The 23,466-nt window shown below is 41.1% G+C and carries 31 protein-coding genes, 2 tRNA genes and 2 rRNA genes (1 of these 35 running past the window's edge); 30 read left to right on the plus strand and 5 right to left on the minus strand.

Going from position 1 to position 23,466, the window contains the following annotated elements:
• The 8 genes from V1502_RS01490 to tsaD all read left to right on the plus strand — a co-directional run.
• Positions 1-541 (plus strand): 23S ribosomal RNA (locus V1502_RS01490) (it extends 2,394 nt beyond the left edge of the window).
• 85 nt (positions 542-626) lie between these two features.
• Positions 627-743, plus strand: a 5S ribosomal RNA gene (gene rrf / locus V1502_RS01495).
• A gap of 169 nt (positions 744-912) precedes the next feature.
• Positions 913-986 (plus strand) — tRNA-Met (locus V1502_RS01500).
• 143 nt (positions 987-1,129) lie between these two features.
• A tRNA-Asp gene (locus V1502_RS01505) sits at positions 1,130-1,206 on the plus strand.
• Between the two features lie 164 nt (positions 1,207-1,370).
• Positions 1,371-1,826, plus strand: a complete 456-nt coding sequence (gene tsaE, locus V1502_RS01510) for a tRNA (adenosine(37)-N6)-threonylcarbamoyltransferase complex ATPase subunit type 1 TsaE (RefSeq protein ID WP_409252634.1) — start codon at positions 1,371-1,373, stop codon at positions 1,824-1,826.
• Positions 1,823-2,512 carry a tRNA (adenosine(37)-N6)-threonylcarbamoyltransferase complex dimerization subunit type 1 TsaB gene (gene tsaB / locus V1502_RS01515; protein WP_409252635.1) on the plus strand — a complete coding sequence of 230 codons (690 nt, stop codon included), beginning with the start codon at positions 1,823-1,825 and terminating at the stop codon, positions 2,510-2,512. Before tsaE ends, tsaB begins: the two co-directional genes overlap by 4 nt.
• A complete protein-coding gene (rimI, locus tag V1502_RS01520) occupies positions 2,491-2,988 on the plus strand; it encodes a ribosomal protein S18-alanine N-acetyltransferase (RefSeq protein ID WP_409252636.1) in 498 nt (165 codons plus the stop codon). The genes tsaB and rimI overlap by 22 nt, the downstream gene beginning before the upstream one ends.
• Complete coding sequence (gene tsaD / locus V1502_RS01525; protein WP_409252637.1) at positions 2,981-4,000, plus strand: tRNA (adenosine(37)-N6)-threonylcarbamoyltransferase complex transferase subunit TsaD; 1,020 nt, start codon at positions 2,981-2,983, stop codon at positions 3,998-4,000. Before rimI ends, tsaD begins: the two co-directional genes overlap by 8 nt.
• Before the next feature lie 858 nt (positions 4,001-4,858).
• On the opposite strand, the gene V1502_RS01530 is transcribed toward tsaD, so the two are convergent.
• Positions 4,859-6,793 (minus strand): ABC-F family ATP-binding cassette domain-containing protein, encoded by a 1,935-nt coding sequence (locus V1502_RS01530; protein ID WP_409252638.1) that lies wholly within the window; start codon positions 6,791-6,793, stop codon positions 4,859-4,861.
• A gap of 331 nt (positions 6,794-7,124) precedes the next feature.
• On the opposite strand from V1502_RS01530, the gene V1502_RS01535 reads away from it, so the two are divergent.
• From V1502_RS01535 to V1502_RS01550, 4 genes are all read left to right on the plus strand, one after another.
• Positions 7,125-7,799, plus strand: a complete 675-nt coding sequence (locus tag V1502_RS01535) for a redox-sensing transcriptional repressor Rex (protein ID WP_409252639.1) — start codon at positions 7,125-7,127, stop codon at positions 7,797-7,799.
• A gap of 49 nt (positions 7,800-7,848) precedes the next feature.
• Complete coding sequence (locus V1502_RS01540) at positions 7,849-8,022, plus strand: twin-arginine translocase TatA/TatE family subunit (RefSeq protein WP_044023218.1); 174 nt, start codon at positions 7,849-7,851, stop codon at positions 8,020-8,022.
• A gap of 18 nt (positions 8,023-8,040) precedes the next feature.
• On the plus strand, positions 8,041-8,814 hold the full coding sequence (tatC, locus tag V1502_RS01545; protein ID WP_409252640.1) for a twin-arginine translocase subunit TatC: 774 nt from the start codon (positions 8,041-8,043) through the stop codon (positions 8,812-8,814).
• Between the two features lie 135 nt (positions 8,815-8,949).
• On the plus strand, positions 8,950-9,186 hold the full coding sequence (locus V1502_RS01550) for a spore coat protein (protein WP_409252641.1): 237 nt from the start codon (positions 8,950-8,952) through the stop codon (positions 9,184-9,186).
• Between the two features lie 691 nt (positions 9,187-9,877).
• Here the strand turns inward: V1502_RS01550 and V1502_RS01555 are convergent.
• Together V1502_RS01555 and V1502_RS01560 are read right to left on the minus strand one after the other, a co-directional pair.
• Complete coding sequence (locus V1502_RS01555; RefSeq protein WP_409252642.1) at positions 9,878-10,084, minus strand: YdiK family protein; 207 nt, start codon at positions 10,082-10,084, stop codon at positions 9,878-9,880.
• On the minus strand, positions 10,081-10,824 hold the full coding sequence (locus V1502_RS01560; protein WP_409252643.1) for a lysostaphin resistance A-like protein: 744 nt from the start codon (positions 10,822-10,824) through the stop codon (positions 10,081-10,083). The genes V1502_RS01555 and V1502_RS01560 overlap by 4 nt, the downstream gene beginning before the upstream one ends.
• 443 nt (positions 10,825-11,267) lie before the next feature.
• Between V1502_RS01560 and groES the strand changes: the two genes are divergently transcribed.
• The 3 genes from groES to V1502_RS01575 all read left to right on the plus strand — a co-directional run bounded on the left by groES (position 11,268) and on the right by V1502_RS01575 (position 14,277).
• Positions 11,268-11,555, plus strand: a complete 288-nt coding sequence (groES, locus tag V1502_RS01565) for a co-chaperone GroES (protein WP_409252644.1) — start codon at positions 11,268-11,270, stop codon at positions 11,553-11,555.
• Positions 11,556-11,801: 246 nt separating this feature from the next.
• Complete coding sequence (groL, locus tag V1502_RS01570; RefSeq protein WP_409252645.1) at positions 11,802-13,433, plus strand: chaperonin GroEL; 1,632 nt, start codon at positions 11,802-11,804, stop codon at positions 13,431-13,433.
• A 283-nt stretch (positions 13,434-13,716) separates the two neighbouring features.
• Entirely contained in the window at positions 13,717-14,277 is a 561-nt protein-coding gene (locus tag V1502_RS01575) for a hypothetical protein (protein WP_409252646.1), read from the plus strand.
• 48 nt (positions 14,278-14,325) lie between these two features.
• Here the strand turns inward: V1502_RS01575 and V1502_RS01580 are convergent, their stop codons facing one another.
• Positions 14,326-14,490, minus strand: coding sequence for a hypothetical protein (locus V1502_RS01580; protein WP_409252647.1), 165 nt, complete (start codon positions 14,488-14,490; stop codon positions 14,326-14,328).
• A 377-nt stretch (positions 14,491-14,867) separates the two neighbouring features.
• Here V1502_RS01580 and V1502_RS01585 point away from each other — a divergent pair, with 377 nt between their 5' ends.
• The 15 genes from V1502_RS01585 to V1502_RS01655 all read left to right on the plus strand — a co-directional run bounded on the left by V1502_RS01585 (position 14,868) and on the right by V1502_RS01655 (position 22,151).
• Entirely contained in the window at positions 14,868-15,131 is a 264-nt protein-coding gene (locus V1502_RS01585) for a metal-sensitive transcriptional regulator (protein ID WP_409252648.1), read from the plus strand.
• A gap of 90 nt (positions 15,132-15,221) precedes the next feature.
• A complete protein-coding gene (locus V1502_RS01590; protein WP_409252649.1) occupies positions 15,222-15,449 on the plus strand; it encodes a sulfurtransferase TusA family protein in 228 nt (75 codons plus the stop codon).
• A gap of 58 nt (positions 15,450-15,507) precedes the next feature.
• On the plus strand, positions 15,508-15,987 hold the full coding sequence (locus V1502_RS01595; protein ID WP_409252650.1) for a DsrE/DsrF/DrsH-like family protein: 480 nt from the start codon (positions 15,508-15,510) through the stop codon (positions 15,985-15,987).
• Positions 15,988-16,033: 46 nt separating this feature from the next.
• Positions 16,034-16,396, plus strand: coding sequence for a rhodanese-like domain-containing protein (locus V1502_RS01600; protein ID WP_409252651.1), 363 nt, complete (start codon positions 16,034-16,036; stop codon positions 16,394-16,396).
• 16 nt (positions 16,397-16,412) lie between these two features.
• On the plus strand, positions 16,413-16,709 hold the full coding sequence (locus tag V1502_RS01605) for a rhodanese-like domain-containing protein (protein WP_409252652.1): 297 nt from the start codon (positions 16,413-16,415) through the stop codon (positions 16,707-16,709).
• Between the two features lie 56 nt (positions 16,710-16,765).
• Positions 16,766-17,341: a sulfurtransferase TusA family protein gene (locus V1502_RS01610; RefSeq protein ID WP_409252653.1), complete on the plus strand. Its 576-nt coding sequence runs from the start codon at positions 16,766-16,768 to the stop codon at positions 17,339-17,341.
• Positions 17,342-17,356: 15 nt separating this feature from the next.
• The gene (locus tag V1502_RS01615; RefSeq protein WP_409252654.1) at positions 17,357-17,590 is read left to right on the plus strand and encodes a glutaredoxin family protein; all 234 of its coding nucleotides are present in this window, start codon (positions 17,357-17,359) and stop codon (positions 17,588-17,590) included.
• Between the two features lie 12 nt (positions 17,591-17,602).
• The gene (locus V1502_RS01620; RefSeq protein ID WP_409252655.1) at positions 17,603-17,995 is read left to right on the plus strand and encodes a DsrE/DsrF/DrsH-like family protein; all 393 of its coding nucleotides are present in this window, start codon (positions 17,603-17,605) and stop codon (positions 17,993-17,995) included.
• A 448-nt stretch (positions 17,996-18,443) separates the two neighbouring features.
• On the plus strand, positions 18,444-19,571 hold the full coding sequence (locus V1502_RS01625) for an MBL fold metallo-hydrolase (RefSeq protein WP_409252656.1): 1,128 nt from the start codon (positions 18,444-18,446) through the stop codon (positions 19,569-19,571).
• Positions 19,572-19,595: 24 nt separating this feature from the next.
• Positions 19,596-19,823 carry a sulfurtransferase TusA family protein gene (locus V1502_RS01630; protein ID WP_409252657.1) on the plus strand — a complete coding sequence of 76 codons (228 nt, stop codon included), beginning with the start codon at positions 19,596-19,598 and terminating at the stop codon, positions 19,821-19,823.
• Positions 19,824-19,877: 54 nt separating this feature from the next.
• Positions 19,878-20,654, plus strand: coding sequence for a sulfite exporter TauE/SafE family protein (locus tag V1502_RS01635; protein ID WP_409252658.1), 777 nt, complete (start codon positions 19,878-19,880; stop codon positions 20,652-20,654).
• Between the two features lie 44 nt (positions 20,655-20,698).
• Entirely contained in the window at positions 20,699-21,046 is a 348-nt protein-coding gene (locus tag V1502_RS01640) for a DsrE/DsrF/DrsH-like family protein (protein ID WP_409252659.1), read from the plus strand.
• 14 nt (positions 21,047-21,060) lie between these two features.
• The gene (locus tag V1502_RS01645) at positions 21,061-21,441 is read left to right on the plus strand and encodes a peroxiredoxin family protein (RefSeq protein WP_409252660.1); all 381 of its coding nucleotides are present in this window, start codon (positions 21,061-21,063) and stop codon (positions 21,439-21,441) included.
• Between the two features lie 150 nt (positions 21,442-21,591).
• The gene (locus tag V1502_RS01650) at positions 21,592-21,744 is read left to right on the plus strand and encodes an iron-sulfur cluster biosynthesis family protein (protein WP_409254267.1); all 153 of its coding nucleotides are present in this window, start codon (positions 21,592-21,594) and stop codon (positions 21,742-21,744) included.
• 20 nt (positions 21,745-21,764) lie between these two features.
• Complete coding sequence (locus V1502_RS01655) at positions 21,765-22,151, plus strand: rhodanese-like domain-containing protein (RefSeq protein ID WP_409252661.1); 387 nt, start codon at positions 21,765-21,767, stop codon at positions 22,149-22,151.
• 248 nt (positions 22,152-22,399) lie between these two features.
• Here the strand turns inward: V1502_RS01655 and V1502_RS01660 are convergent, their stop codons facing one another.
• Positions 22,400-22,972: a hypothetical protein gene (locus V1502_RS01660; protein ID WP_409252662.1), complete on the minus strand. Its 573-nt coding sequence runs from the start codon at positions 22,970-22,972 to the stop codon at positions 22,400-22,402.
• Positions 22,973-23,466: the final 494 nt, after the last annotated feature.

Here is a 23,466-nt window from a genome sequence, read left to right on the forward strand (position 1 = left end):
AAGTCGAGCAGGGACGAAAGTCGGGCTTAGTGATCCGGTGGTTCCGCATGGAAGGGCCATCGCTCAACGGATAAAAGCTACCCCGGGGATAACAGGCTTATCTCCCCCAAGAGTCCACATCGACGGGGAGGTTTGGCACCTCGATGTCGGCTCATCGCATCCTGGGGCTGTAGTCGGTCCCAAGGGTTGGGCTGTTCGCCCATTAAAGCGGTACGCGAGCTGGGTTCAGAACGTCGTGAGACAGTTCGGTCCCTATCCGTCGTGGGCGCAGGAAATTTGAGAGGAGCTGTCCTTAGTACGAGAGGACCGGGATGGACGCACCGCTGGTGTACCAGTTGTCTTGCCAAAGGCATCGCTGGGTAGCTATGTGCGGAAGGGATAAGTGCTGAAAGCATCTAAGCATGAAGCCCCCCTCGAGATGAGATTTCCCATCACTTTATGTGAGTAAGATCCCTGAAAGATGATCAGGTAGATAGGTCTGAGGTGGAAGCGTGGCGACACGTGCAGCTGACAGATACTAATCGATCGAGGACTTAACCACACTATTTAGCGAAACTCGGAATACTTTCTTTTCTTCATACCTTTATCTAGTTTTGAGAGAACGATGTTCTTTCAAGTTTATACAGTCTGGTGATTAAGGCGAAGAGGTCACACCCGTTCCCATGCCGAACACGGAAGTTAAGCTCTTCAGCGCCGATGGTAGTTGGGGGATCTCCCCCTGTGAGAGTAGGACGTCGCCAGGCTGTAAAATATTTTTTTATCGTCGCGGGGTGGAGCACGAACGAATAAGCTTCGGAGCTACACATCAGCGCACCGATTGAGCCGCATCTTGAATTATCCCTCTGAAATCGGGGTGGTTCAGTAGGATAAACTCAAATCGGATATCAGTTTAATATCAATTTATATTATCGTCGCGGGGTGGAGCAGTTCGGTAGCTCGTCGGGCTCATAACCCGAAGGTCGCAGGTTCAAATCCTGCCCCCGCAATACCATTTTTATTTTGCTCCTTATATTAAGGAGAGATGTTTTGAACGAGTGAAATCTATTCCTTACTTTAAGGTAGGATATTTTGACTTTAGTGTCTGCTCCTTACTTTAAGGTAGGATATTTTGACTTCGTCAAAAATCCCTGGTCCGGTAGTTCAGTTGGTTAGAATGCCTGCCTGTCACGCAGGAGGTCGCGGGTTCGAGTCCCGTCCGGACCGCCATTTATTACATTAAGAGTTTAGCGAAACGATGTTTCGTTATTTTTTTTGTCTTTATGAAAGATTTTTTGCTCAACTTGTTGAAATCGGGTAAACTACATATATACTTCATCCTTAGGAAATGACTATGATCCTAAGGTTTTTTTATACCATTAAAGGAGAACTGTATGTCTACGTATGAATTAGTAACTAGCAGCCCTGAACAAACGGGGGAGTTTGCCGGCCGTCTTGGTGAACTTCTTCAGGCAAACGATGTATTGACACTAGAAGGGGATCTTGGAGCGGGGAAGACCACTTTTACAAAGGGACTGGCCAAGGGCTTGGGAGTCAAGCGCAATGTGAACAGCCCTACGTTTACGATTATAAAAGAATACCAGGGGCGGCTGCCTTTGTATCACATGGATGTTTACCGTTTGGATGATTCTTTTGAGGACCTAGGATTTGATGAATATTTTAACGGCGGTGGTGTGACCGTCGTGGAGTGGGCGCATTTGATTAAGGAGCAGTTACCTGATCAAAAGCTGGCTGTGACCATTTTGAGAAAGTCTGACGAGGAAAGGTCCATTATTTTAGAGCCGGCAGGAGATCGATATGAATTGTTATGTAAGGAGATTTTTGAATGAAGATCCTGGGGATTGATACTTCTAATTATCAATTGGGAGTTGCACTGGTTAATGATGGTGAAGTTATTGGTGAATATAGTACAAATATAAAGAAGAATCACTCTCTGAGAGCGATGCCGGCTGTTGAGTTGCTGATGAAAGAATGCAATGTAGAACCGGCTGAACTGGATAAAATTGTGGTTGCCAGCGGTCCAGGTTCTTATACTGGTGTCAGGATAGGCGTTACCATTGCCAAAACGCTGGCATGGACGCTGGGTATACCGGTGGTCGGGGTCTCAAGCTTAGCTGTTCTGGCTTCCTCAGGCAGATATTTTGAAGGTGTCATTTCTCCATTATTTGATGCCAGAAGAGGACAGTTATACACAGGGCTGTACAGGTTTAAAGAGGGTAAGTTAGTGTGTGAAAAAGAAGATGCCAACCTGCCCGCAGAAGATTGGGTAGAAACTCTAAGCCGATACAATGAGAAGATATTATTTGTCGGTCATGATGTAAAGATTCATCAGGAAGTTTTAAAGAACAAGCTTGGAGATCAGGCGGTGATTGCTGATATGACCAGCCACAATCCTCGTCCTTCAGAACTCATCAGGCTGGGGATGGATTTTTCTGAAGAGCCTGTTCATGGGCTTGTGCCGAATTATATCAGGCTGGCAGAAGCGGAAGCAAAATGGAGAGAATCGCAAAAATAGAGGGTAAACTGGGGAATCGGTTAATGAACGATTATACAATAAGATTAATGACTACAGAGGATTTGGACCAAGTCATGGAAGTGGAGGCCAACTCTTTTTCGATTCCATGGAGCCGTGATGCTTTCTTCAATGAAATAGAGACTAACCATTTTGCTACATACATAGTCATTGAAGACCAGGGACAAATCATCGGCTACTGCGGCGTTTGGATTATCATAGATGAGGCACATATTACAAACATTGCTGTCCTGCCTTCTTATAGAGGACAAGGTCTTGGCGGCAAATTGATGGCAAGCATGATAGAGATTGCCAAGGAAATGGGTGCGAGGACCATGACGCTCGAAGTAAGGGTAAGTAATACTCCAGCCCAGTCACTATATAGAAAGTTTGGGTTCCAGCAGGGTGGAATCCGTAAAAATTACTATTCTGACAACCAAGAGGATGCATTAGTTATGTGGGTGAAATTATATGAGTAAAGATACGTATATTTTAGGGATGGAAACGAGCTGTGATGAGACAGCAGTGGCCATTGTCAAAAATGGGAAAGAGATTCTTTCCAATGTTGTCGCTTCTCAAATTGAGAGCCACAAGCGTTTTGGAGGAGTTGTTCCTGAAATTGCTTCAAGGCATCATGTGGAACAAATTACAATTGTCATTGAAGAAGCCTTGAATCAGGCGGGGATGACCATGAAAGAAATGGATGCGATTGCTGTAACGGAAGGCCCTGGGCTTGTAGGAGCGCTGCTGATTGGTGTCAATGCGGCAAAGGCGTTGGCTTTTGCCCACGGTCTTCCCTTAATTGGCGTACATCATATTGCTGGTCATATTTATGCGAACCGTTTAGTGACAGAAATGAATTTTCCCCTTCTTTCACTTGTCGTATCAGGAGGCCATACTGAGTTAGTCTATATGAAAGAACACGGTTCCTATGAAGTTATTGGGGAAACCAGAGACGATGCAGCGGGGGAAGCATATGATAAAGTAGCAAGAACGTTAAACCTTCCTTATCCGGGAGGTCCGCATATCGACCGTTTGGCAGCAGAAGGGAATCCTGAGATTGATCTGCCCAGAGCCTGGCTGGAGGCTGACTCGTTTGATTTCAGTTTCAGCGGACTTAAGTCGGCAGTTATCAATACGGTCCATAATGCTGAGCAGCGTGGAGAAAAGATTCGCCCTGAAACACTTGCTGCGAGTTTTCAGCAAAGTGTCATTGATGTCCTTGTAACGAAAACAATTAAAGCAGCAAAACAATATAAGGTTACGCAGGTCTTACTTGCCGGAGGCGTGGCGGCCAATAAAGGTTTACGCGCTGCGTTGGAAAGAGAGTTTGATTCATTGAAGGATATCGAATTAGTGATTCCTCCATTATCACTCTGCACAGACAATGCCGCAATGATTGCGGCAGCTGGAACCATAGAATTTGAAAAAGGCAAACGGGGAACGATGGCCATGAACGCCAATCCCGGCCTTGATATCGAAAATTTTTAGGCTTGAGAGAAACATCTCTCAAGTCTTTTTATTTTTCAGTTGCCGATAAAGAGGTGTGGGTAATTTGTGGGTATTATATATGTTAAAACGGTCAAAATGAGAATTTCACCTCAACTAAAGCAGGAAGTTATACAGGGGTGGGGACAAAACTGTGGGTAGAGCTAAAAGAAAGCGTGGAATAGTTATGAAAATGGTCAAAGAAGAGAGAGTTTTTATGCTGTGCTGGGGATAAGAATGGGAAAGGAAAGTGAAATAGCAAGCTAATCAGGGTAATTTCAGACGCAATTGAGGATAAAGCTGTGAATAAAACTAGGATTATCTCTTGATAGGCTAAATTAACAGGGCAAGAGGGACAAACTTTATTAAAAAGTTTTATTCAACAGTATTATTCACACTTCAAGGGTAAAAGACAGGTTTAGTTACCTAAAGAGAAGGGAAAACGAAAGTATACATTTCTATTCTAATGAGAACATGTGTTTTGTACACAGGTTGTGGATAAGTTGTTAATAAGTTGGGTTTAATATGTGTAAAAGACCAAGGAATATTTTCCTATTTTTTTGTGGGTATTGGGGATAACTGTGGATTAAATTGTGGATAATGTGGAAAAGTCCTGTGAATAAAGAGAAATAGCCAACTTCTCTGTGTATAAATTTGTGGAATAGAGAGTACATATTAGGATGAGATCATAAAGTACCTATTAAAAAGGTACTTACATAATGAAAGAAAACCGGCTGCTGAACATTATCTGCAGCCGGTTTTCTATATTAGAAATGTAAAAGGTGGTTTCTGATTAGATAAACGTCTTCAAAAACACTACTAAAGAAACATTTTTTTAATAATCGAAACTTAAAGATGACATTATGATTGAAGAAGCTCTTCGATTTCTGTCCATTCTTCCATATATTCTTCCAAGGCATGCTTGGCTTCTTCTAATGCTTGATTTAGCTTGATCACTTTTTCATGATCTTGGAAGACCTGCGGATCACATAGTTCTGCTTCTACTTTCCTAATGGTTTCCTCGAGTTCTTCCATTAACGATTCTAGTTCTTCTACTCTTCTCTTCCGCTGTCTCTCCAGCTTTTTAGCCTCTTTATCAAGCTGATAGCTTTGCTTTTCGGTTTTTACAGGCCCCTGACTCTGGACTTTTTGGCTATTCTCGAGCTGAGCGAGCTCCTCGATTTCCCCCTTCTTTTGAAGGTAATAGTCATAATCTCCAAGAAACTCGGTTGCATCCTCTGCGGACAACTCGATTACTTTTGTGGCAATCCGGTTGATAAAATAGCGGTCATGGGAAACAAACAGGATGGTTCCTGGATAATGGATCAAAGCGGATTCCAATACTTCCTTGCTGTCGAGATCCAAATGGTTTGTCGGCTCATCGAGTATGAGCAGGTTAGCCTTCTGGAGCATCAGTTTGGAAAGGGCAAGTCTGGCTTTTTCACCGCCGCTCAGTGCGGTTACAGGTTTCAAGACGTCCTCGCCTGAGAAGAGGAAATTCCCCAGTACGGTCCGGATATCTTTCTCATCCTTCATCGGATATTCATCCCATAACTCATTTAAAACAGTTTTATTAGAGGAAAGCTCTGCCTGCTCCTGGTCGTAGTAGCCGATGGAAACGTTAGAACCAAAGGTAAACGTTCCTTCAATCGGCTGCAATCTCTTGATCAGTGTTTTTAACAGAGTCGATTTACCGACTCCATTTGGTCCTACCAGAGCAACACTGTCTCCTTTGGACAGAGTCATGTTGATAGAGGAGGACACCACATCACTTTCATAACCGATGGCAAGGTCATTTACTTTCAGGACGTCATTTCCACTTTGACGGTCAATGGTAAAAGAAAAAGTCGCCGATTTTTCATCACCCTGCGGCCGGTCCATCAGCTGCATTTTTTCTAGTTTCTTTCGTCTGCTTTGTGCTAGTTTCGTTGTGGAGGCACGGGCAATATTCTTTTGGATGAAGTCCTGCAGCTTTGCGACTTCTTCCTGCTGGCGCTCAAACTGCTTCATTTCCCTTTCAAACATTTCCGCTTTCATCTCAAGAAACTGGCTGTAGTTCCCGTGATATTTCTTTGAGTTTGAACGGGAAACCTCATATACCTGATTCACGACTTTATCTAAAAAGTAACGGTCGTGGGAGACGATTAGAATGGCGCCTTCATAACCTTGAAGATACTGTTCAAGCCATGACAGCGTATCAATGTCAAGATGGTTGGTAGGCTCGTCGAGAATCAGGACATCCGGTTTTGTCAGCAAGAGTTTTCCAAGGGCGAGGCGCGTCTTCTGTCCCCCGCTCAATGTTGAAATCGGAGTATCATAGTCGAAGCCGGCAAAGTTTAACCCGTGCAATACGGAGCGGATATCTGCTTCAAACTGATACCCCCCTGACTCTTTGAATCTGACTTGGATAGTATCATACTCTTTCAGGATTCTATTATATTTATCCTCATTTTCATAAACAGCGGGGTCGGCCATTTGCTGCTCGAGTTTGCGTAAATCCTTCTCCATCTTGCGGAGGTCGTCAAAGACGGCAAGCATTTCATCCCAAATCGATAAGCCGGATTCAAGGCCTGTATGCTGGGCCAGATAGCCAATAGAGACTTCCTTCGGTTTGATAATTTCTCCTGAATCATAGGAAAGCTGTCCGGATATAATTTTTAATAAAGTAGATTTGCCTGCGCCATTCCGTCCAACAAGAGCTATACGGTCGCGGCTTTGGATTTCCAGTTTTATATTCGATAAAATCACTTCGGCGCCGAAGGACTTTACGATTTGATTAACTTGTAATAATATCATTTCATTCACCTCTATATAGTAGGGCTCTTTTCACATGGGGAAAAAAGTACCGCAAACAAGCTGGTTTCTATTAGTATAGTGTATCGCAAAATCAATGACGACGGCAATATTAAGGAAATGGCAGCCCGTGTGCTGGACAGACAGGATCTGCGAAATAGTGTATGATAGAAGAGACAAAAGAGGATTACCATGAAAAGGAATTGACATATCACAGTAACAAGCTCAGAATGAAAAGGATGGCTTCGCACCGTTATATGGAAGCGTTATCAGTAGAAATGAAGTAAGAGGTAAGCTATAAAAGCTCAAGCGAATGATATGTGGGGGAATGGCAATGAATCAGGAAAGTACAAAGATTCCACAGGCGACAGCTAAACGGCTGCCGTTATATTATAGATTTATCAAGAACTTACACTCCTCCGGGAAGCAGAGGGTTTCTTCCAAGGAACTGAGTGAAGCTGTTAAGGTGGATTCCGCGACGATCCGAAGGGATTTTTCTTACTTTGGAGCGTTAGGAAAGAAAGGGTATGGGTACAATGTTAACTACCTATTATCTTTTTTCAGCAAAACACTTGATCAGGATGCATTGACAAAGGTTGTGCTGATTGGTGTTGGGAACCTTGGTACGGCATTCTTGCACTACAATTTTATCAAAAATAATAATACCAAAATAGAAATGGCGTTTGATGTAGATCCCGGAAAGGTTGGCACAGTCATTGGTGATGTACCGGTTTTCAATTTGGATGACCTGGAAAAACACCTTGAAGATAATGGTATCGAAGTGGCCATCATGACCGTACCCGCTGGAGCAGCCCAGAATATTACCGACAGGCTGGTGGAAGCGAACATCAAGGGGATCCTGAACTTCACGCCTGCACGCCTGACGGCTCCGGAACATATCAGAATTCATCATATTGACCTGGCGGTTGAGCTTCAGTCCCTGGTCTATTTCCTGAAAAATTATTCTGAAGAAGACACCGAAATGTCACAAGAAGAAAATAGAACATAATAGAAAAAAGATAGTCGATACGTTATGATAGAACGAGGAGGTGAGCGTTATGCCACTAGGACCAGGTAGCCTCATATTGATCGCAATTGTTGCTCTATTGATTTTCGGACCGAAGAAATTGCCGGAATTAGGGAAAGCAGCAGGAAACACTTTGCGTGAATTCAAAAACGCAACAAAAGGCTTAGCAGATGACGACGACGATAAAAATAAAGATGCTAAGTAAATGTAAGGATTGAACGCTATGAGTCATAATGAAATGACAGTTTATGAACATATAGGTGAACTCAGAAAACGGCTCATGTTTGTAGTCGTTTTCTTCTTGTTAGCGTTTATAGGGAGCTTCTTTCTCGCTGAACCGCTGATCAGATATCTGCAGCATGCCGATGAAGCGAAAGAATTGACCATGAACGCTTTCAGACTGACAGACCCGCTTAAAATATATTTGGAAATGATGGTTTTCATCTCGTTAATCATCACGTCTCCACTAATTCTGTTTCAGCTTTGGTCTTTCATCAGTCCTGGTTTGCTTGATAGAGAAAGAAGGGTGACACTGAGCTATATCCCGATTTCCCTGCTTCTTTTCCTGGGGGGATTATCTTTCGCTTACTTCATCCTCTTTCCCTACGTAGTCAAGTTCATGATGAATTTATCAACTGAACTGAACATCCAGCAGGTAATCGGAATCAATGAATACTTTCATTTTCTTTTCCAGTTGACACTGCCCTTCGGCTTTCTGTTTCAACTGCCGGTGGTTATGCTGTTCTTGACAAGGCTCGGGATCATCACGCCGATGTTCATGGCGCAAATGAGAAGCTATGCGTATTTCATTCTGCTTGTCATCGCTGCGTTTATCACCCCGCCGGACATCGTGTCCCATCTAATGGTGACCGTCCCGCTGCTGTTTTTATACGAAATCAGTATTTGGATTTCTAAGGTCGGCTATAAAAAAGTACTCCAAGCAGAGCAGGAGCTTCAAAGAGAACTATATGAAGAAGAGCGGAAGAGAGAGGAATGACCTTAACGGGTTGTTCCTTTTTCTTTTGCTGCATAAATATTGGAAACCAAGGACAAATACCCAAGAAAGATACAACCCTGGTTCATAGTCTATAGTGTCACCAGTTAGAAAACAGAACTGAGGAGGAAGATGCAGATGAACCATCATGGTATTGATCCCAATGATGAAAGAATCCTGGGACTTGGCTACGGAGGAGGTTTCGGCTATGGAAGACGCCCATACGGATTTGGCCGAAGACGGTTTGGCTTTGGGTTTGGGCTTCCATTCCTGACAGGTCTGGCTGCAGGTGCCCTGCTAACGCCAAGACCGTATTACCCTTATCCGTACCCATATCCTTACTATCCTTATTACCCGTATCCTTATTATTATTAAAAGAAAGAGCTTTTCCGTCTTCGGAAAAGCTCTTTTACATAAAGAGGTTGAGAATCGACAGTGAAGTTAGGGAGTGTGGAATTAGGTTGAGAAGTGAATCGGCGGTGTCAAAGAGTGTGTTAGAGGTGGTGGAATTGGGTGAGAAGTGAATCGGCGGTGTCAAAGAGTGTGTTAGAGGTGGTGGAATTGGGTGAGAAGTGAATCGGCGGTGTCAAAGAGTGTGTTAGGGGTGGTGGAATGGGGGAGAGGCGTAAATCGGCGGTGTCAAAGAGTGTGATAGAGGTGGTGGAATTGGGTTGAAACGGGAATCGGCGGTGTCAAAGAGTGTGATAGAGGTGGTGGAATTGGGTTGAAACGGGAATCGACGGTGTCAAAGAGTGTGTTAGAGGTGTTGGAATTGAGTTGAAACGGAAATCGGCGGTGTCAAAGAGTGTGATAGAGGTGTTGGAATTGAGTTGAGGCGTAAATCGGCGGTGTCAAAGAGTGTTATAGAGGTGTTGCAATTGGGTTGAAACGGGAATCGGCGGTGTCAAAGAGTGTGATAGAGGTGTTGCAATTGGGTTGAGGCGTAAACCGCCGGCATCAAAGGGTATTTATAAAGTTGGCGAATTAGGCGTTAGTCGAAAATCTTCAAACACTGCCTGTAGATCCACCTTCTTAAACAAAAAAAGAAGCCCTTAACAGACTTCTTCTACTTCTTATTATCCATATGCTTTTTAATTTTGAAGTGCATGGCGACCATCCTGAATCCTGAAACAAAATCAAGAGTGGCCAGTAGCACCATCAAATATGAGAAAAATCCCCACCCATGGTCATTTACATTTCGAATCGCAAAGTACGTAAATAAAACCCCGAGGAGGATGTAAAGTATGCCGCTGAACAAAGGTGATCTCCTCATAAAAATAATCCTCCTATAAATCCTTGAATTTTCTCCGCCTCTTCAATCATTCGTTCGATATCTTCCCTGAAGATGGACTGCATCAACACCACGAGAGAATTCATTGATACGTGGGCAATGATTGGCACAATAATCCTCTTGGTTTTCACATAAAGGAAGGCAAATGTAAAGCCCATGGCGGAATATAACAGAACATGCTCAGGCTCAAAATGAGCAAAGGCAAAGATGATCGAACTGAGCAGCGCGGAAATGATAAATGAAAAGCGCTCATATAGCACACCGAAGATAATTTTCCTGAATACGATTTCTTCCAGGATCGGTCCGATGACCGCGGCGACAATCATTGCCAACGGCACGGTATCTATGATGTTGACAATCATCTTTGTATTTTCCGACCCCATTTTGATGCCGAGGAGGCTCTCAATCTGGATGGCTATAGACTGTGCGAAGAAAGCTATAAATATTCCGGCAATTGCCCATAAACCAGAGAATCCGACTGACATCGGTGCCTCCCTGTCAAGGCGTGTCGTTGTCTCCGTTTTTCGCAAAATGGCCCAGACCACAAGAAGCGCAATTGAAAATGAAACGACCAGCCAGTACCCGGGAACAATCGCTTCTGCCTGCTCGCTGGATTGGTTGAACCAATTCACAAGGATGTAATAAAGAACCGGGATTCCGAGGATACTGGAAAGCTGCATAATGATATAGGCAATAAGAACATATCCGTAATGTTTTTTCAACGTGATGTCTCCTTATATAGATCTGTATAAACGATCCTTAGTAGCTTCCGCTTTTCTTTACAATTCTACTAATAAAGTGCCGTTTTCGCAAAGAAAGTGGTTTTACTTTGTTATACGAAATAGCTTGTCATAAAAGAACCTGAATTTCTAATTTATCGGCAGTAATAGCTGGATTGATAGGGGGAATTCAGCTTACCTTTGTAATGAACGCAAAAAACAAATATGCACCGTGCCGAGAATCACCGCAAATCATCGGCATAAAAAACCTCTGTCCCACATAAAATAAGAGGGTGTGCATTTTCGGGAATTTTGACGAAAAAAATTTATGCAGGACTCTTGCAAAATGAAAACGAATTATTTATTATAATAAATGTGTTAGCACTCACCTCAAACGAGTGCTAATAAATATCAATCTACATAATATTATGAGGAGGTTGTTTCACTTGTTAAAACCACTAGGTGATCGCGTCGTTATTGAGCTAGTAGAGTCAGAAGAAAAAACAGCAAGCGGTATCGTTTTACCGGATTCAGCTAAGGAGAAACCTCAAGAGGGTAAAGTTGTTGCTGTAGGTACAGGCCGAGTTCTTGATAATGGTGAGCGTGCAGCTCTTGAAGTGGCTGTCGGCGATAAAATCATCTTCTCTAAATATGCTGGTACAGAAGTGAAATACCAAGGCACAGAATACCTGATTCTTCGTGACAGTGACATTCTGGCTGTAGTCGGCGAATAATTAATCTTTAACTGAAGCTGTATTCGTAAAAATTGTTGCTTTCGAAAAATCCCAAATGCCGGATTTTTCTCTTGTTCATTAAGAAATGTCTCTGAACAGAAAGGTCAGCTCTTTTCTTTCTGGCCAACCCGGTTTTATCAGGCGGTTTAGGAGTACTTTTTCAAAATGCATATTAAATGGCAACAAGTTTAAGAAAAGAGCCTTAACTACAAATATACCTAATTAAATTTAAGGAGGTCTTTTATAATGGCTAAAGATATTAAATTCAGCGAAGAAGCACGTCGTTCCATGCTTCGCGGTGTGGATCAATTAGCAAACGCGGTAAAAGTAACTCTCGGACCAAAAGGACGCAACGTGGTACTTGAGAAAAAATACGGTTCTCCACTAATCACTAACGATGGTGTGACAATCGCAAAAGAAATCGAACTTGAAGATGCATTCGAAAACATGGGTGCAAAGCTTGTTGCTGAAGTAGCAAGCAAAACAAACGAAATCGCTGGTGACGGTACAACTACTGCAACGGTTCTAGCGCAAGCGATGATCCGTGAAGGTCTGAAAAACGTTACAGCTGGTGCGAACCCGGTAGGTATCCGCAAAGGTATCGAAAAAGCGGTTCAAACGGCAGTTGAAGAGCTGAAAGCAATCTCTAAACCAATCGAAAGCAAAGAGTCCATCGCACAAGTTGCGGCTATCTCTGCTGCTGACGAAGAAGTTGGACAATTGATCGCAGAAGCTATGGAGCGCGTTGGAAACGACGGCGTTATCACAATCGAAGAATCTAAAGGATTCTCTACAGAGCTTGACGTTGTGGAAGGTATGCAGTTCGACCGCGGATATGCGTCTCCTTACATGGTAACAGACTCTGACAAAATGGAAGCGGTTCTTGAAAATCCGTATGTCTTGATCACTGACAAGAAAATCGGAAACATCCAGGAAATCCTTCCTGTACTTGAGCAAGTCGTGCAACAAGGCAAGCCATTATTGATCGTTGCTGAAGATGTTGAAGGTGAAGCTCTTGCTACATTAGTAGTGAACAAACTTCGCGGAACATTCAACGCAGTAGCTGTTAAAGCTCCAGGATTCGGTGACCGTCGTAAAGCTATGCTTGAAGACCTTGCCATCCTTACAGGCGGTGAAGTGATCACAGAAGATCTTGGACTTGATCTTAAATCTGCGAACATCACTCAGCTTGGACGCGCAGCGAAAATCGTGGTTACAAAAGAAAACACAACAGTTGTTGAAGGTGCAGGCGAGCCGGATCAAATCTCTGCCCGCGTCAACCAAATCCGTTCTCAAATGGAAGAAACAACTTCTGAATTCGACCGTGAAAAATTACAAGAGCGCCTTGCTAAGCTTGCAGGCGGTGTAGCGGTAGTCAAAGTTGGAGCGGCTACTGAAACAGAATTGAAAGAGCGTAAACTACGCATCGAAGACGCATTGAACTCAACTCGTGCGGCTGTAGAAGAAGGTATCGTTTCCGGTGGTGGTACTGCGCTGGTGAACGTATACAACAAAGTTGCTTCTCTTGAAGCTGATGCCGATGTTAAAACAGGTATCAACATCGTTCTTCGCGCACTTGAAGAGCCAATCCGTCAAATCGCGCACAACGCAGGCCTTGAAGGGTCTATCATCGTTGAGCGCCTGAAGAAGGAAGAAGTCGGAACAGGCTTCAACGCAGCAACTGGCGAGTGGGTAAACATGATCGACTCTGGTATCGTTGACCCAACAAAAGTTACTCGTTCTGCTCTTCAAAACGCAGCATCCGTTGCAGCAATGTTCCTGACTACTGAAGCAGTAGTGGCAGACATTCCTGAAGAAAACAACGGCGGCGGCATGCCTGACATGGGCGGCATGGGTGGAATGGGCGGCATGATGTAATCTGCCCCCTAAACCCTTGATATAAAAGGATTTGTTGGTAAGGTGATGTTAAAAAACTAACATCTTACCAACCGAAAATAAAAGAAGCTTCCTAAAAGTTGACGAAACTTGCGGGAAGCTTTTTTGTGTTTATCATGCGGATAGAACGGTGGTCCATAACGTACCAGCCCGGAATCATTTCAATTGCTTGTCAACTCCGATTATGTCTTCTCTACAAGCGATATTGAATTAATGCCCTATATGAAGCTGAATACATCTTTTCTTCTAAAAGGGGATTTAATGAATGAATGATGGTACCTTTACACATCATAAAAGGGATTGTGTTAGTTCTTTTATCTTTAAAGCAAGAGGGTGTGTAGGGATGAGATTAAATAGAGCAATCATGTGGTTTTTATTATTTGGCTCATTGGCGACTATTCCTTTAATAGGGAAAAGGTATATTCTTCGGTTTTTGCCTTCAGCAACATTTGTTACATTACTTCTAACTATAATGAGTGAAATAGCTGAGTCAAGAAGATGGTGGAAGGTAAAAATTAATCTTATTCCCGATTTAATTACAAATGTCTCTTTTGTTTTGAGTACCTTCTTCGTTGGGACACTATGGGTATTTAAGTATTCATATGGAAATTTTGTCCGATATTTGGGTATCAATGTTATTTTGGATTGGTTGTTCTCATATCCGGTAAGTCACCTTTTTCAAAAGCTTAATGTCTTCAAACTGATTCGTTTTAGACAGCATCATATTTTTCTGACTTTTATCAGCTTTTCCCTCATTATTTATTGGTTCCAAACCATCATTGAAGAAAATATAGTGAAATCGAATGAAGAAGCTGCTGAAAGATAAATCCCCTGTAGAAAGGTCTACAGGGGTTCTTATTATAAAACAGAAATCTTAAGATATTTTATGGCTTTCAATATAAGATTCAAGTGCAGGATGATATTCCTTTTCAAAATGTTTCTCAGGGCAGGACTTTATGACAACTAAACTAAACACTTTTGATTTATGGGTAACTAACGTTCTATTACATTTAGGACATTTCTCTTTAAATATATTCATAAAAGGTTCCTCCTTTATAACCATTTAATCCTATTGTTATACTATGAATTATAAAAGATTAATAAAAAAAGTGCAATGGGTTATTGTCCCAGTAGAGGAAGCGGGTACCGCAGCCGCTTGATATATCTCAGAAAAGTTGTTTATCGAATTTAAATGTATACTGTTCTTGATGAAAAAAAGAAGAATATAGGTTGACATTATACCCGGAGGGGTATAATATATACCTTGTAAGGTATTTATGAAGCATTTAAAAATTTAAGTTGCATACCTTTCACCCTTAAAAAATATGAAGAGAATTTATTAAACCAGTTGAATCATATATCGTTGAAAACCTAAATAACAAAGGAAATCATCCAGAAGCTAAAGGAGGTAAACATTTGGAATACAATGCTCAAATGAAAAACAGAGTAAAGCGCATTGAAGGTCAGCTTAGAGGTATTCTAAGAATGATGGAAGAAAATAAAGAGTGTAAAGATGTTAACACCCAGCTGTCTGCAGCACGTACAGCCATTGACAGGACAATCGGCGTACTTGTTAGTTCCAATTTAGTTGAATGTGTTCGTCAAGCAGATGAAAACTCAGAAAAAAATACAGAAGAACTAGTAAAAGAGGCAGTAAACCTACTGGTAAAAAGTCGTTAAAAGTAAAGGGTTGACACCCTCATTAATTTTTATTATTATAATACCCACAGGGGTATAATAAACACACTCAATCTTAAGGAGAGATTATAGATGAATATAGATAAAGTGTTAGATGCAAAAGGGTTAGCATGTCCAATGCCGATTGTAAAAACAAAGAAGGCAATGAATGAGCTGGAAACTGGTCAAGTATTGGAAGTTCATACAACTGATAAAGGGGCAAAGAACGACCTCACTGCTTGGACTAAGTCAGGCGGCCATGAACTATTAAAACATGAAGAAGAAAATGACGTTTTGAAGTTTTGGATTAAGAAAGGATAAATTTTTTTTACTTGAATTTATACCTACAGGGGTATAACACCAAAAGGGAGGAACTACCATGACAGACAAGAAAAAAACAACCATCGTATTATTTAGCGGAGATTATGATAAAGCAATGGCAGCGTATATCATTGCAAATGGGGCAGCAGCCTATGATCACGAAGTAACCATTTTTCATACCTTCTGGGGTTTAAATGCTCTCAGAAAAGATGAGAACATTGAGGTAGAAAAAGGATTCATGGAAAAAATGTTTGGCAAAATGATGCCTAGAGGCGCAGACAAAATGGGACTTTCAAAAATGCATTTTGCTGGTTTCGGTCCCAAGATGATAAAAGACGTTATGAAGAAGCATAACGCAATGCCGTTGCCGGATTTGATTGACATGGCAAAAGAGCAAGATGTGAAATTGGTTGCCTGTACGATGACAATGGATTTATTAGGACTTCAAAAAGAAGAACTCTTAGATAATATCGAGTATGCAGGGGTTGCAGCATATTTAGCAGATGCAGAAGATGGTAACGTGAATTTATTCATCTAGACTGCAGGGGGATATTTCCCCCTACATAAAAAAGGAGGGGCTAATTGTGGACTATTTAAATTATATATTAATCGGACTGGTTTTGTTTTTTATTATTAAACGAATGTTTCCTGCAAAAGGTGTTAGGCAAATTTCAACAATGGAATTAAGAAATGAGTTGAAAGATAAAAACAAACAATTCATTGATGTCCGAACTCCTGGAGAGTTTAAGGCTAATAACATAAGAGGGTTTAAAAATCTTCCTCTTCAACAACTAATGCAAAAAGCAGAGAAAGAGCTTGCAAAAGACAAAGAAGTAGTCGTTATTTGCCAAAGTGGAATGAGAAGTCAAAACGCCAGTAAAATGTTGAAGAAATTAGGGTTTACTAAAGTGACAAATGTAAGAGGCGGTATGAATGCCTGGAGATAAAAAGGAGGAGATAGAAATGAAGCAATTGACTGCTAAAGAGGTAGAAACTTTATTAGAAGAAGGTAAATCACTAAATTTAATTGATGTTCGAGAAGTTGAGGAAGTAGAAACGGGTAAAATTCCAGGAGCAGTCAACATTCCTCTTGGTTTAGTAGAATTCCGTATGAATGAATTGGATAAGTCAAAAGAGTATATCATGGTTTGCCGTTCTGGCGGAAGAAGTGGTCAAGCATCACAATTTCTTGAAAGTCAAGGATTTAAGGTGATCAATATGACAGGCGGTATGCTTGCTTGGGAAGGCGAGACAAAATAAAGCATATTTTTTTAGAGAATATTATACCCCAATGGGTAAATTAGGAGGCTTATAAAATGGAAGCATTAAAAACAGACTTTTTATTAGATGCAAGAGGATTGGCATGTCCGATGCCTATTGTGAAAACAAAAAAAGCAATGAACGATTTACAAGCCGGTCAAGTGTTGGAGGTTCAAGCTACTGATAAAGGCTCTAAAGCCGACATTCAAGCTTGGGCAAACAGCTCGGGACATCAGTATCTTGGCACCATTGAAGAAGGAGAAATTTTAAAGCATTACCTAAGAAAGTCTTCGGATGATGGTGTAACTGAAAGAAAGCATCCCAATGTAACGAGTAATGAAGAGTTGGAAAAGAAGTTGGAAGCTGATGAAAATATTGTAGTCTTAGATGTGAGAGAAGCAGCTGAGTATGCATTCAACCATATTCCTAATGCGATTTCAATTCCATTGGGCGACTTAGAGAATCGTCTCTCAGAATTAGACAAAGGCGATGAAATTTATGTGGTTTGCCGAACAGGAAACCGAAGTGACCTTGCAGCTCAAAAATTGGCTGAAAAAGGTTTTGATCATGTTATGAATGTTGTACCAGGTATGAGCGCTTGGTCTGGAAAAACAAATAGTGTAAACAAGTAAGGAGGATGACGTGAAATGAATACAGTTACTGTATATACAACAACACGCTGCCCATATTGCGTCATGCTGAAGAACTTTTTAGCTGACCAAAAGATTCCTTATAAAGAAGTAAATGTTGAAACGAATCCAGAGATAATGAACCGAATTGTCAATAAAACAGGACAAATGGGAGTACCCCAAACTGAAAAAAATGGTAAATGGGTTGTTGGTTATGATCCAAATACTATCATGATGACATTAAGAAAATAGGAGGAATTAGAAATGAGTAAAGTAGCAATTATCGCAAGTAATGGTGGAGTATTTGATGCATATAAAGTATTTAATGTTGCCACGGCAGCAGCAGCGTCCGATCAAGAAGTAGCGATTTTCTTCACATTTGAAGGGTTGAACCTGATCCATAAAGACGCATACAAACAGCTTCCAATGCCAGAGGGAAAAGAACATTTTGCAGAAGGCTTTGAAAAAGCGAATGTTCCTGCTATTCCTGAGCTGGTCGAAATGGCCCAGGATTTAGGAGTTAAATTTATTGGCTGCCAAATGACAATGGATGTAATGGGATTAGAAAAAGAAGCATTTGTTGATGGAATTGAAGTAGGTGGAGCTGTAACATTTTTAGAGTTTGCTAAAGAGGCAGAAGTGACACTAACGTTTTAATAGACTTGAAAAAATTTAAAATAGGTTGTTTTCTTAAAGGTTGTTGTTTTTACACTAGTTTTGTTGTATCTGTTTATGGAGGATTGATTGGAACGTAAGGTGTGCGGTCTCCTGCGGGACTAGCGGGACAGGTGAGACCCCCAATCCAGTTGCAGCACCCAGCCCCTCGGGGTCAAATAACCCGAAGAGAATAAAAGGAAAATTCACCTTTTCTTCTCTTCGGAACATTTGCCTGTCGGGCCTGAACGGGGTGCTTTCACTTTTGATGACAGGTGAGACCAGTGTTACGTACCCACTGGAACGTAACCCCACAGGCACAGCCGAGGAGGCTCACCGCCCGCCCTGCAGAGTCGCTCAACTGGAGTGGAAATCAAATATATCATTCAAATAGCAATAATACTTAGGAAAAATTTTTAAAATAAATTATACCACAGGGGGTAAAATTATTATGACAGTGAGAGCTATGACTTCAACAGAAGTAACTAAAAAAGTATTCGATAAAGAAGAATTGTTTATTCTGGATGTTCGTAATGAAAGTGACTTTCAGGATTGGAAAATTGAAGGTGAAAACTTTGATTATCTAAATATCCCGTATTTTGAACTGCTTGATGGAGTGGAAGAAATTTTAGAAAAGCTTCCGGCTGATAAAGAAATATTGGTTGTATGTGCTAAAGAAGGATCCTCTATTATGGTGGCAGAGATGCTTTCGGAAGAAGGTTTAACAGTATCTTACTTACAAGGTGGAATGAAAGCATGGAGTGAACACTTGGAACCAGTGAAAGTCGGCGACCTAAAAGATGGCGGCGAAGTGTATCAGTTCGTTCGTATCGGTAAGGGCTGCTTATCTTACATGGTAGTTTCCAACGGAGAAGCGGCAATTATTGATGCAACTCGTATGACTGACATTTACCTTGACTTTGCTGATCGCATTGGTGCAAACATCACTCATGTATTTGATACGCATTTACACGCTGACCACATTTCTGGGGGAAGAGTCATTGCTGAGAAAACGGGTGCTTCTTACTGGCTGCCTCCAAAGGATGCTGTAGAGGTAACATTTGATTACAATGCGCTGGAAGGCGGCAATGTGGTGACAATCGGAAATACAGCGATTGATATTCATGCGCTTTATTCTCCTGGCCATACAATTGGGTCTACATCATTTATTGTTGATGAGAAATTCCTGCTTTCAGGAGACATCTTATTCATAGACTCCATTGGCAGACCTGATTTGGCTGGAATGGCTGAAGACTGGGTCGCAGATTTAAGAGAAAGTCTTTACTCCCGTTATAAAGAGCTTTCAGAAGACCTGGTTGTTCTGCCGGCTCACTTTATGATCATAGATGAATTGAATGAAGATGGAAGTGTGTCAGAAAGATTAGGGACACTATTTGAGAAAAATCATGGTCTGAACATTGAGGATGAAAATGAATTTAGAAAAATGGTAACAGAAAACCTACCGCCTCAACCAAATGCATATCAAGAAATTCGTGAAACAAACATGGGGAAAATCAGCCCTGATGAAGAAAAACAACGTGAAATGGAAATCGGACCAAACCGTTGTGCGGTTCGGTAAGACAAAAATTCAGGAGGAAAATAAATGGAAGCGACAAAATTATTAGATGCAAAAGGTTTAGCATGTCCAATGCCAATCGTGAAAACAAAAAAAGCAATGAATGAATTAGCTTCAGGAGAAATCCTTGAAATTCATGCCACTGACAAAGGGGCTAAGAGTGATTTGACAGCCTGGGCTAAATCAGGCGGACATGAATTCCTAAAACATGAAGAAGAAAACGATGTTTTAAAATTTTGGATTAAAAAAGGATAAAAAAATAAGGGGAACCTGCGAAAAGGTTCCCTTTTTTCAAAGGGAGGTACCAGGATGGATGCAGCATTTATTATTACAATATTTTTAATCGGCTTTATCGGATCTTATATTTCGGGGATGTTAGGCATTGGGGGTTCAATTATAAAGTACCCCATGCTGCTCTATATTCCACCCTTATTCGGTGTAGCAGCCTTTAGTGCCCATGAAGTTTCGGGTATCAGTGCCATTCAAGTTTTCTTTGCAACGATTGGCGGCGTTTGGGCATACCGAAAAGGCGGCTATCTGAATAAAACGTTAATTGCGTATATGGGAAGCAGTATATTGATTGGAAGTTTTGTTGGCGGATACGGATCAAAGTTAATGTCTGAAGGGGGCATTAATCTTATATATGGAATACTAGCTTTGATTGCCGCAGTAATGATGTTCATACCGAAGAAAGGGATTGATGATATCCCTCTTGATCAGGTGAAATTCAATAAGTGGCTGGCAGCTTCTTTGGCGTTGATAGTCGGTGTGGGTGCCGGGATTGTCGGGGCAGCAGGAGCATTTCTTTTAGTTCCGATCATGCTGGTTGTACTAAAGATACCTACAAGAATGACGATAGCTTCATCACTGGCCATTACATTTATTTCCTCAATTGGTGCTACAGTAGGAAAAATAACAACCGGGCAGATTGATTATTTCCCTGCTTTTATCATGGTCATTGCGAGTCTGATTGCTTCCCCATTAGGGGCTATGGCCGGGAAAAAAGTAAATACAAAAATCCTTCAAATGATATTGGCCTTTTTAATTGGAGCTACTGCCGTAAAGATTTGGTTAGATATTTTGTAAATGCAGGGAGAAAATACATTGTATTAGTGAAAGAAGGGGTAAGTATGGCGAACAAGAAATTTGTATACTTTGTATCCTTAAGCTCAAATGTTCCCTATGTGCTAAAGAAAGCTATGGAAATGGTTGAGCAAAAAAATGATGTCGATATATTTTTTGATCTTGATGGAGCCCATGTGTTAGATAAACGGTATCTAAAGAAAATGTCGAGAACACATGGGGTGGACCTATCGTCCTTGCTTAATAAGGCTCTGCAGGCAGGCATTCATTTATACGGTTGTCAGATGAATGTGTTGATTGCAGATGGCCTGGAGTTAATTGAAGGTGCCGAACTAGCCGGAGTCGTTACTTTTTTGGATAGAGCATATCAAGCGGATGCCGTATTAAGTTATTAGCAGAGGTGACCAGGATGAATACAAAAAAAGTTGTCGTTTTAGCACTGCATGATGAATTAGAATCTGCATATCCACCTTTAAACATAGCGGTGGGAGCTGCGTCTTCGGGGGCTGACGTGATTTTGGCGTTCTCTCGAAAAGGTGTAAACATTTTAGATAAAAACTATATCCCTATTCCATCGGATGGTATAGAATATCTGTCAAATGCGCTAAACGACTTCAATGCTCCATCCATTCATGAACTGCTCGAGATAGCAGTCGAATCAGGTGTGAAGCTGTACGCAGTAGACCTGGATATTAAAGATAAAACAGATTTTATTTATCCAGCTGAACAAGTTCCAATTAAATGGGTACTGAATGAGGCCGTATCGGCGGATTTGTTTGTACATTTTTAACGATTAGGAGGAGGGACTTTGGTGGAAATAACAGAATTGGCCCTATCAAAAATAAAAAAAGAAGTAAAAGGCCTTATAAATGAAGGAAAAAAGCCTTTCATCCGTTTAGCTATTGGAATTGGCTGAGGGGGGCCGCAACTTCGTCTGGCTCTGGAAGAGTCAGCATTAGAAAACGATGAGGTTATTGAGCAAGATGGGATTTTATTTTTAATTCATGAATCAAGTAAACCTTACTTCAATCAAGTCAAAATTGATTATGTTAAGAGTTTATTTGGAGGACGATTTATTGTTCTTGAAAGGTAGTTAAGAGGGGGCATTCCTATATGAAAAGGTTTTTAATGTATTTACCTATTATTCTTTTAATAGTGTATTTGGGTTATCCCCAAATTAATAAAGCGGGTATTGAAATGATATCAACAACCGAGTTGGAAGAAAAGTTGAATAATCAAGGCAAAGGTAAAACCATCTTTGTGGATGTTCGTGAGCCTTATGAGTATGAAGCTGGATATATCGACGGAATGGTCAACATGCCTTTAAGCACATTAGAAACGGAATATAAGAAACTCCCGAAAGATGCAGAAATCGTTTTATTGTGCAGGAGTGGAAAGCGCAGTCTGCAAGCCGCCGAAATATTAGAAGGCAAAGGTTATTCCAATCTGGCTAGTGTTGATGGCGGCATTCAAGAATGGGAAGGTACACTTGTGAGGTAAAAGTCCAATATTAAATAAAATTATTATTATTCCTAAAAGCTTAAAAAAGTGGAATTACTCTTACAAGAAAGCCTGAGGGTTACATCAAAATCAACGTACCCTTCCGGCCAGGTAAAAGGATAAGGGGAAATTTTGCTTGAAGTGATAAAAAAGAGAAACAGGTCAGGTCACTGAAGAGAATGTGCTGACATAGGAAATTAATAAAGGAAATTATACAGAAGCCCTCTCATTAAATGAGAAGGGCTTTTTCAATTGTCTGGCTTACTCTTTTCCAGTCTGATAAAAATGTTGGTTATCCACTTCGAGACAAGGAAAAAAGCAATGTAAAACATAAATAAGTGAAGGTAATTCACCCAATAGAACATTCTAAAAAGATCCAGAAATACCATCACGGGCTTTAAGAGGAAGGCGAAGACCGCTGATAAAACGATTGAATATAGATAAACATTTTTCTTCCCATTTAACGTCCATTGATACAACAGCATAAATGCTATCGGAACTAAAGATGCATCTAAAGCAAAGCTTGGTAAAAAAGGAAGTACTTGATACGGGTATTCCCATAATCCCAGCCTGATGCCGAATGCATTCGTGTATGCAAACCAAACATGATAATTAAGACCGAAAAACCCCAATAGTAAAGCCCTTTTTCTATCGATGAATAATGCCAGAATAATAAGAGGGGCGATCAGCATGGCAATCTCCAGCCAGAATTTCCAGCTCTCAAAATCTGAGTAGATCTTCCAATAATCAATTTGAAGGTTAGTTAAATTTTCTGTTGAGGTTCTAATGGTATGTAACAAATCGATTTGCCTACTATCCACTTTTCCACCCCTTATTAGTGAACTTTTATTACTTATATAATTAAACCAAAAAAGGTTTACTATACCTGCTTAATTCTTCTACCTTCCGAGTATTTATGAATTAAACCATTGGCTCTTTTAGTGCATTTGGTTGTTTTTTTATTCAAGTTTTTGGTAGTGAAAGATATCCGAATTCCAGGGAATTAGCGGGACAGGGAGAACCCAGAGGCGAAAACGAGCCGTTGCTGTGTCAGCCCAATGCTCAGCGCCAACAGATAAAGTCTGCACAGATTCACTGTCTGGCATTGTCTATTCTCGAAAATCAACTCTGCTATGAAGAGCGCGTTTATAGTGTATCGAGTGGAGCTATGCATTTTAAACGGGATTCGACCAACGTTTTTGAACCCCCCTGTTCTTAATGTTCTTTTTCACAAATTATTCCTAAATACTTCGCAAAGAGTAAAATTTATATTCTATACTATAAAGTATTGGGCAAACTTGAACTAAAAGAAAGA

Source organism: Rossellomorea sedimentorum, from assembly GCF_046237645.1.
GTDB lineage: Bacteria > Bacillota > Bacilli > Bacillales > Bacillaceae_B > Rossellomorea > Rossellomorea sedimentorum.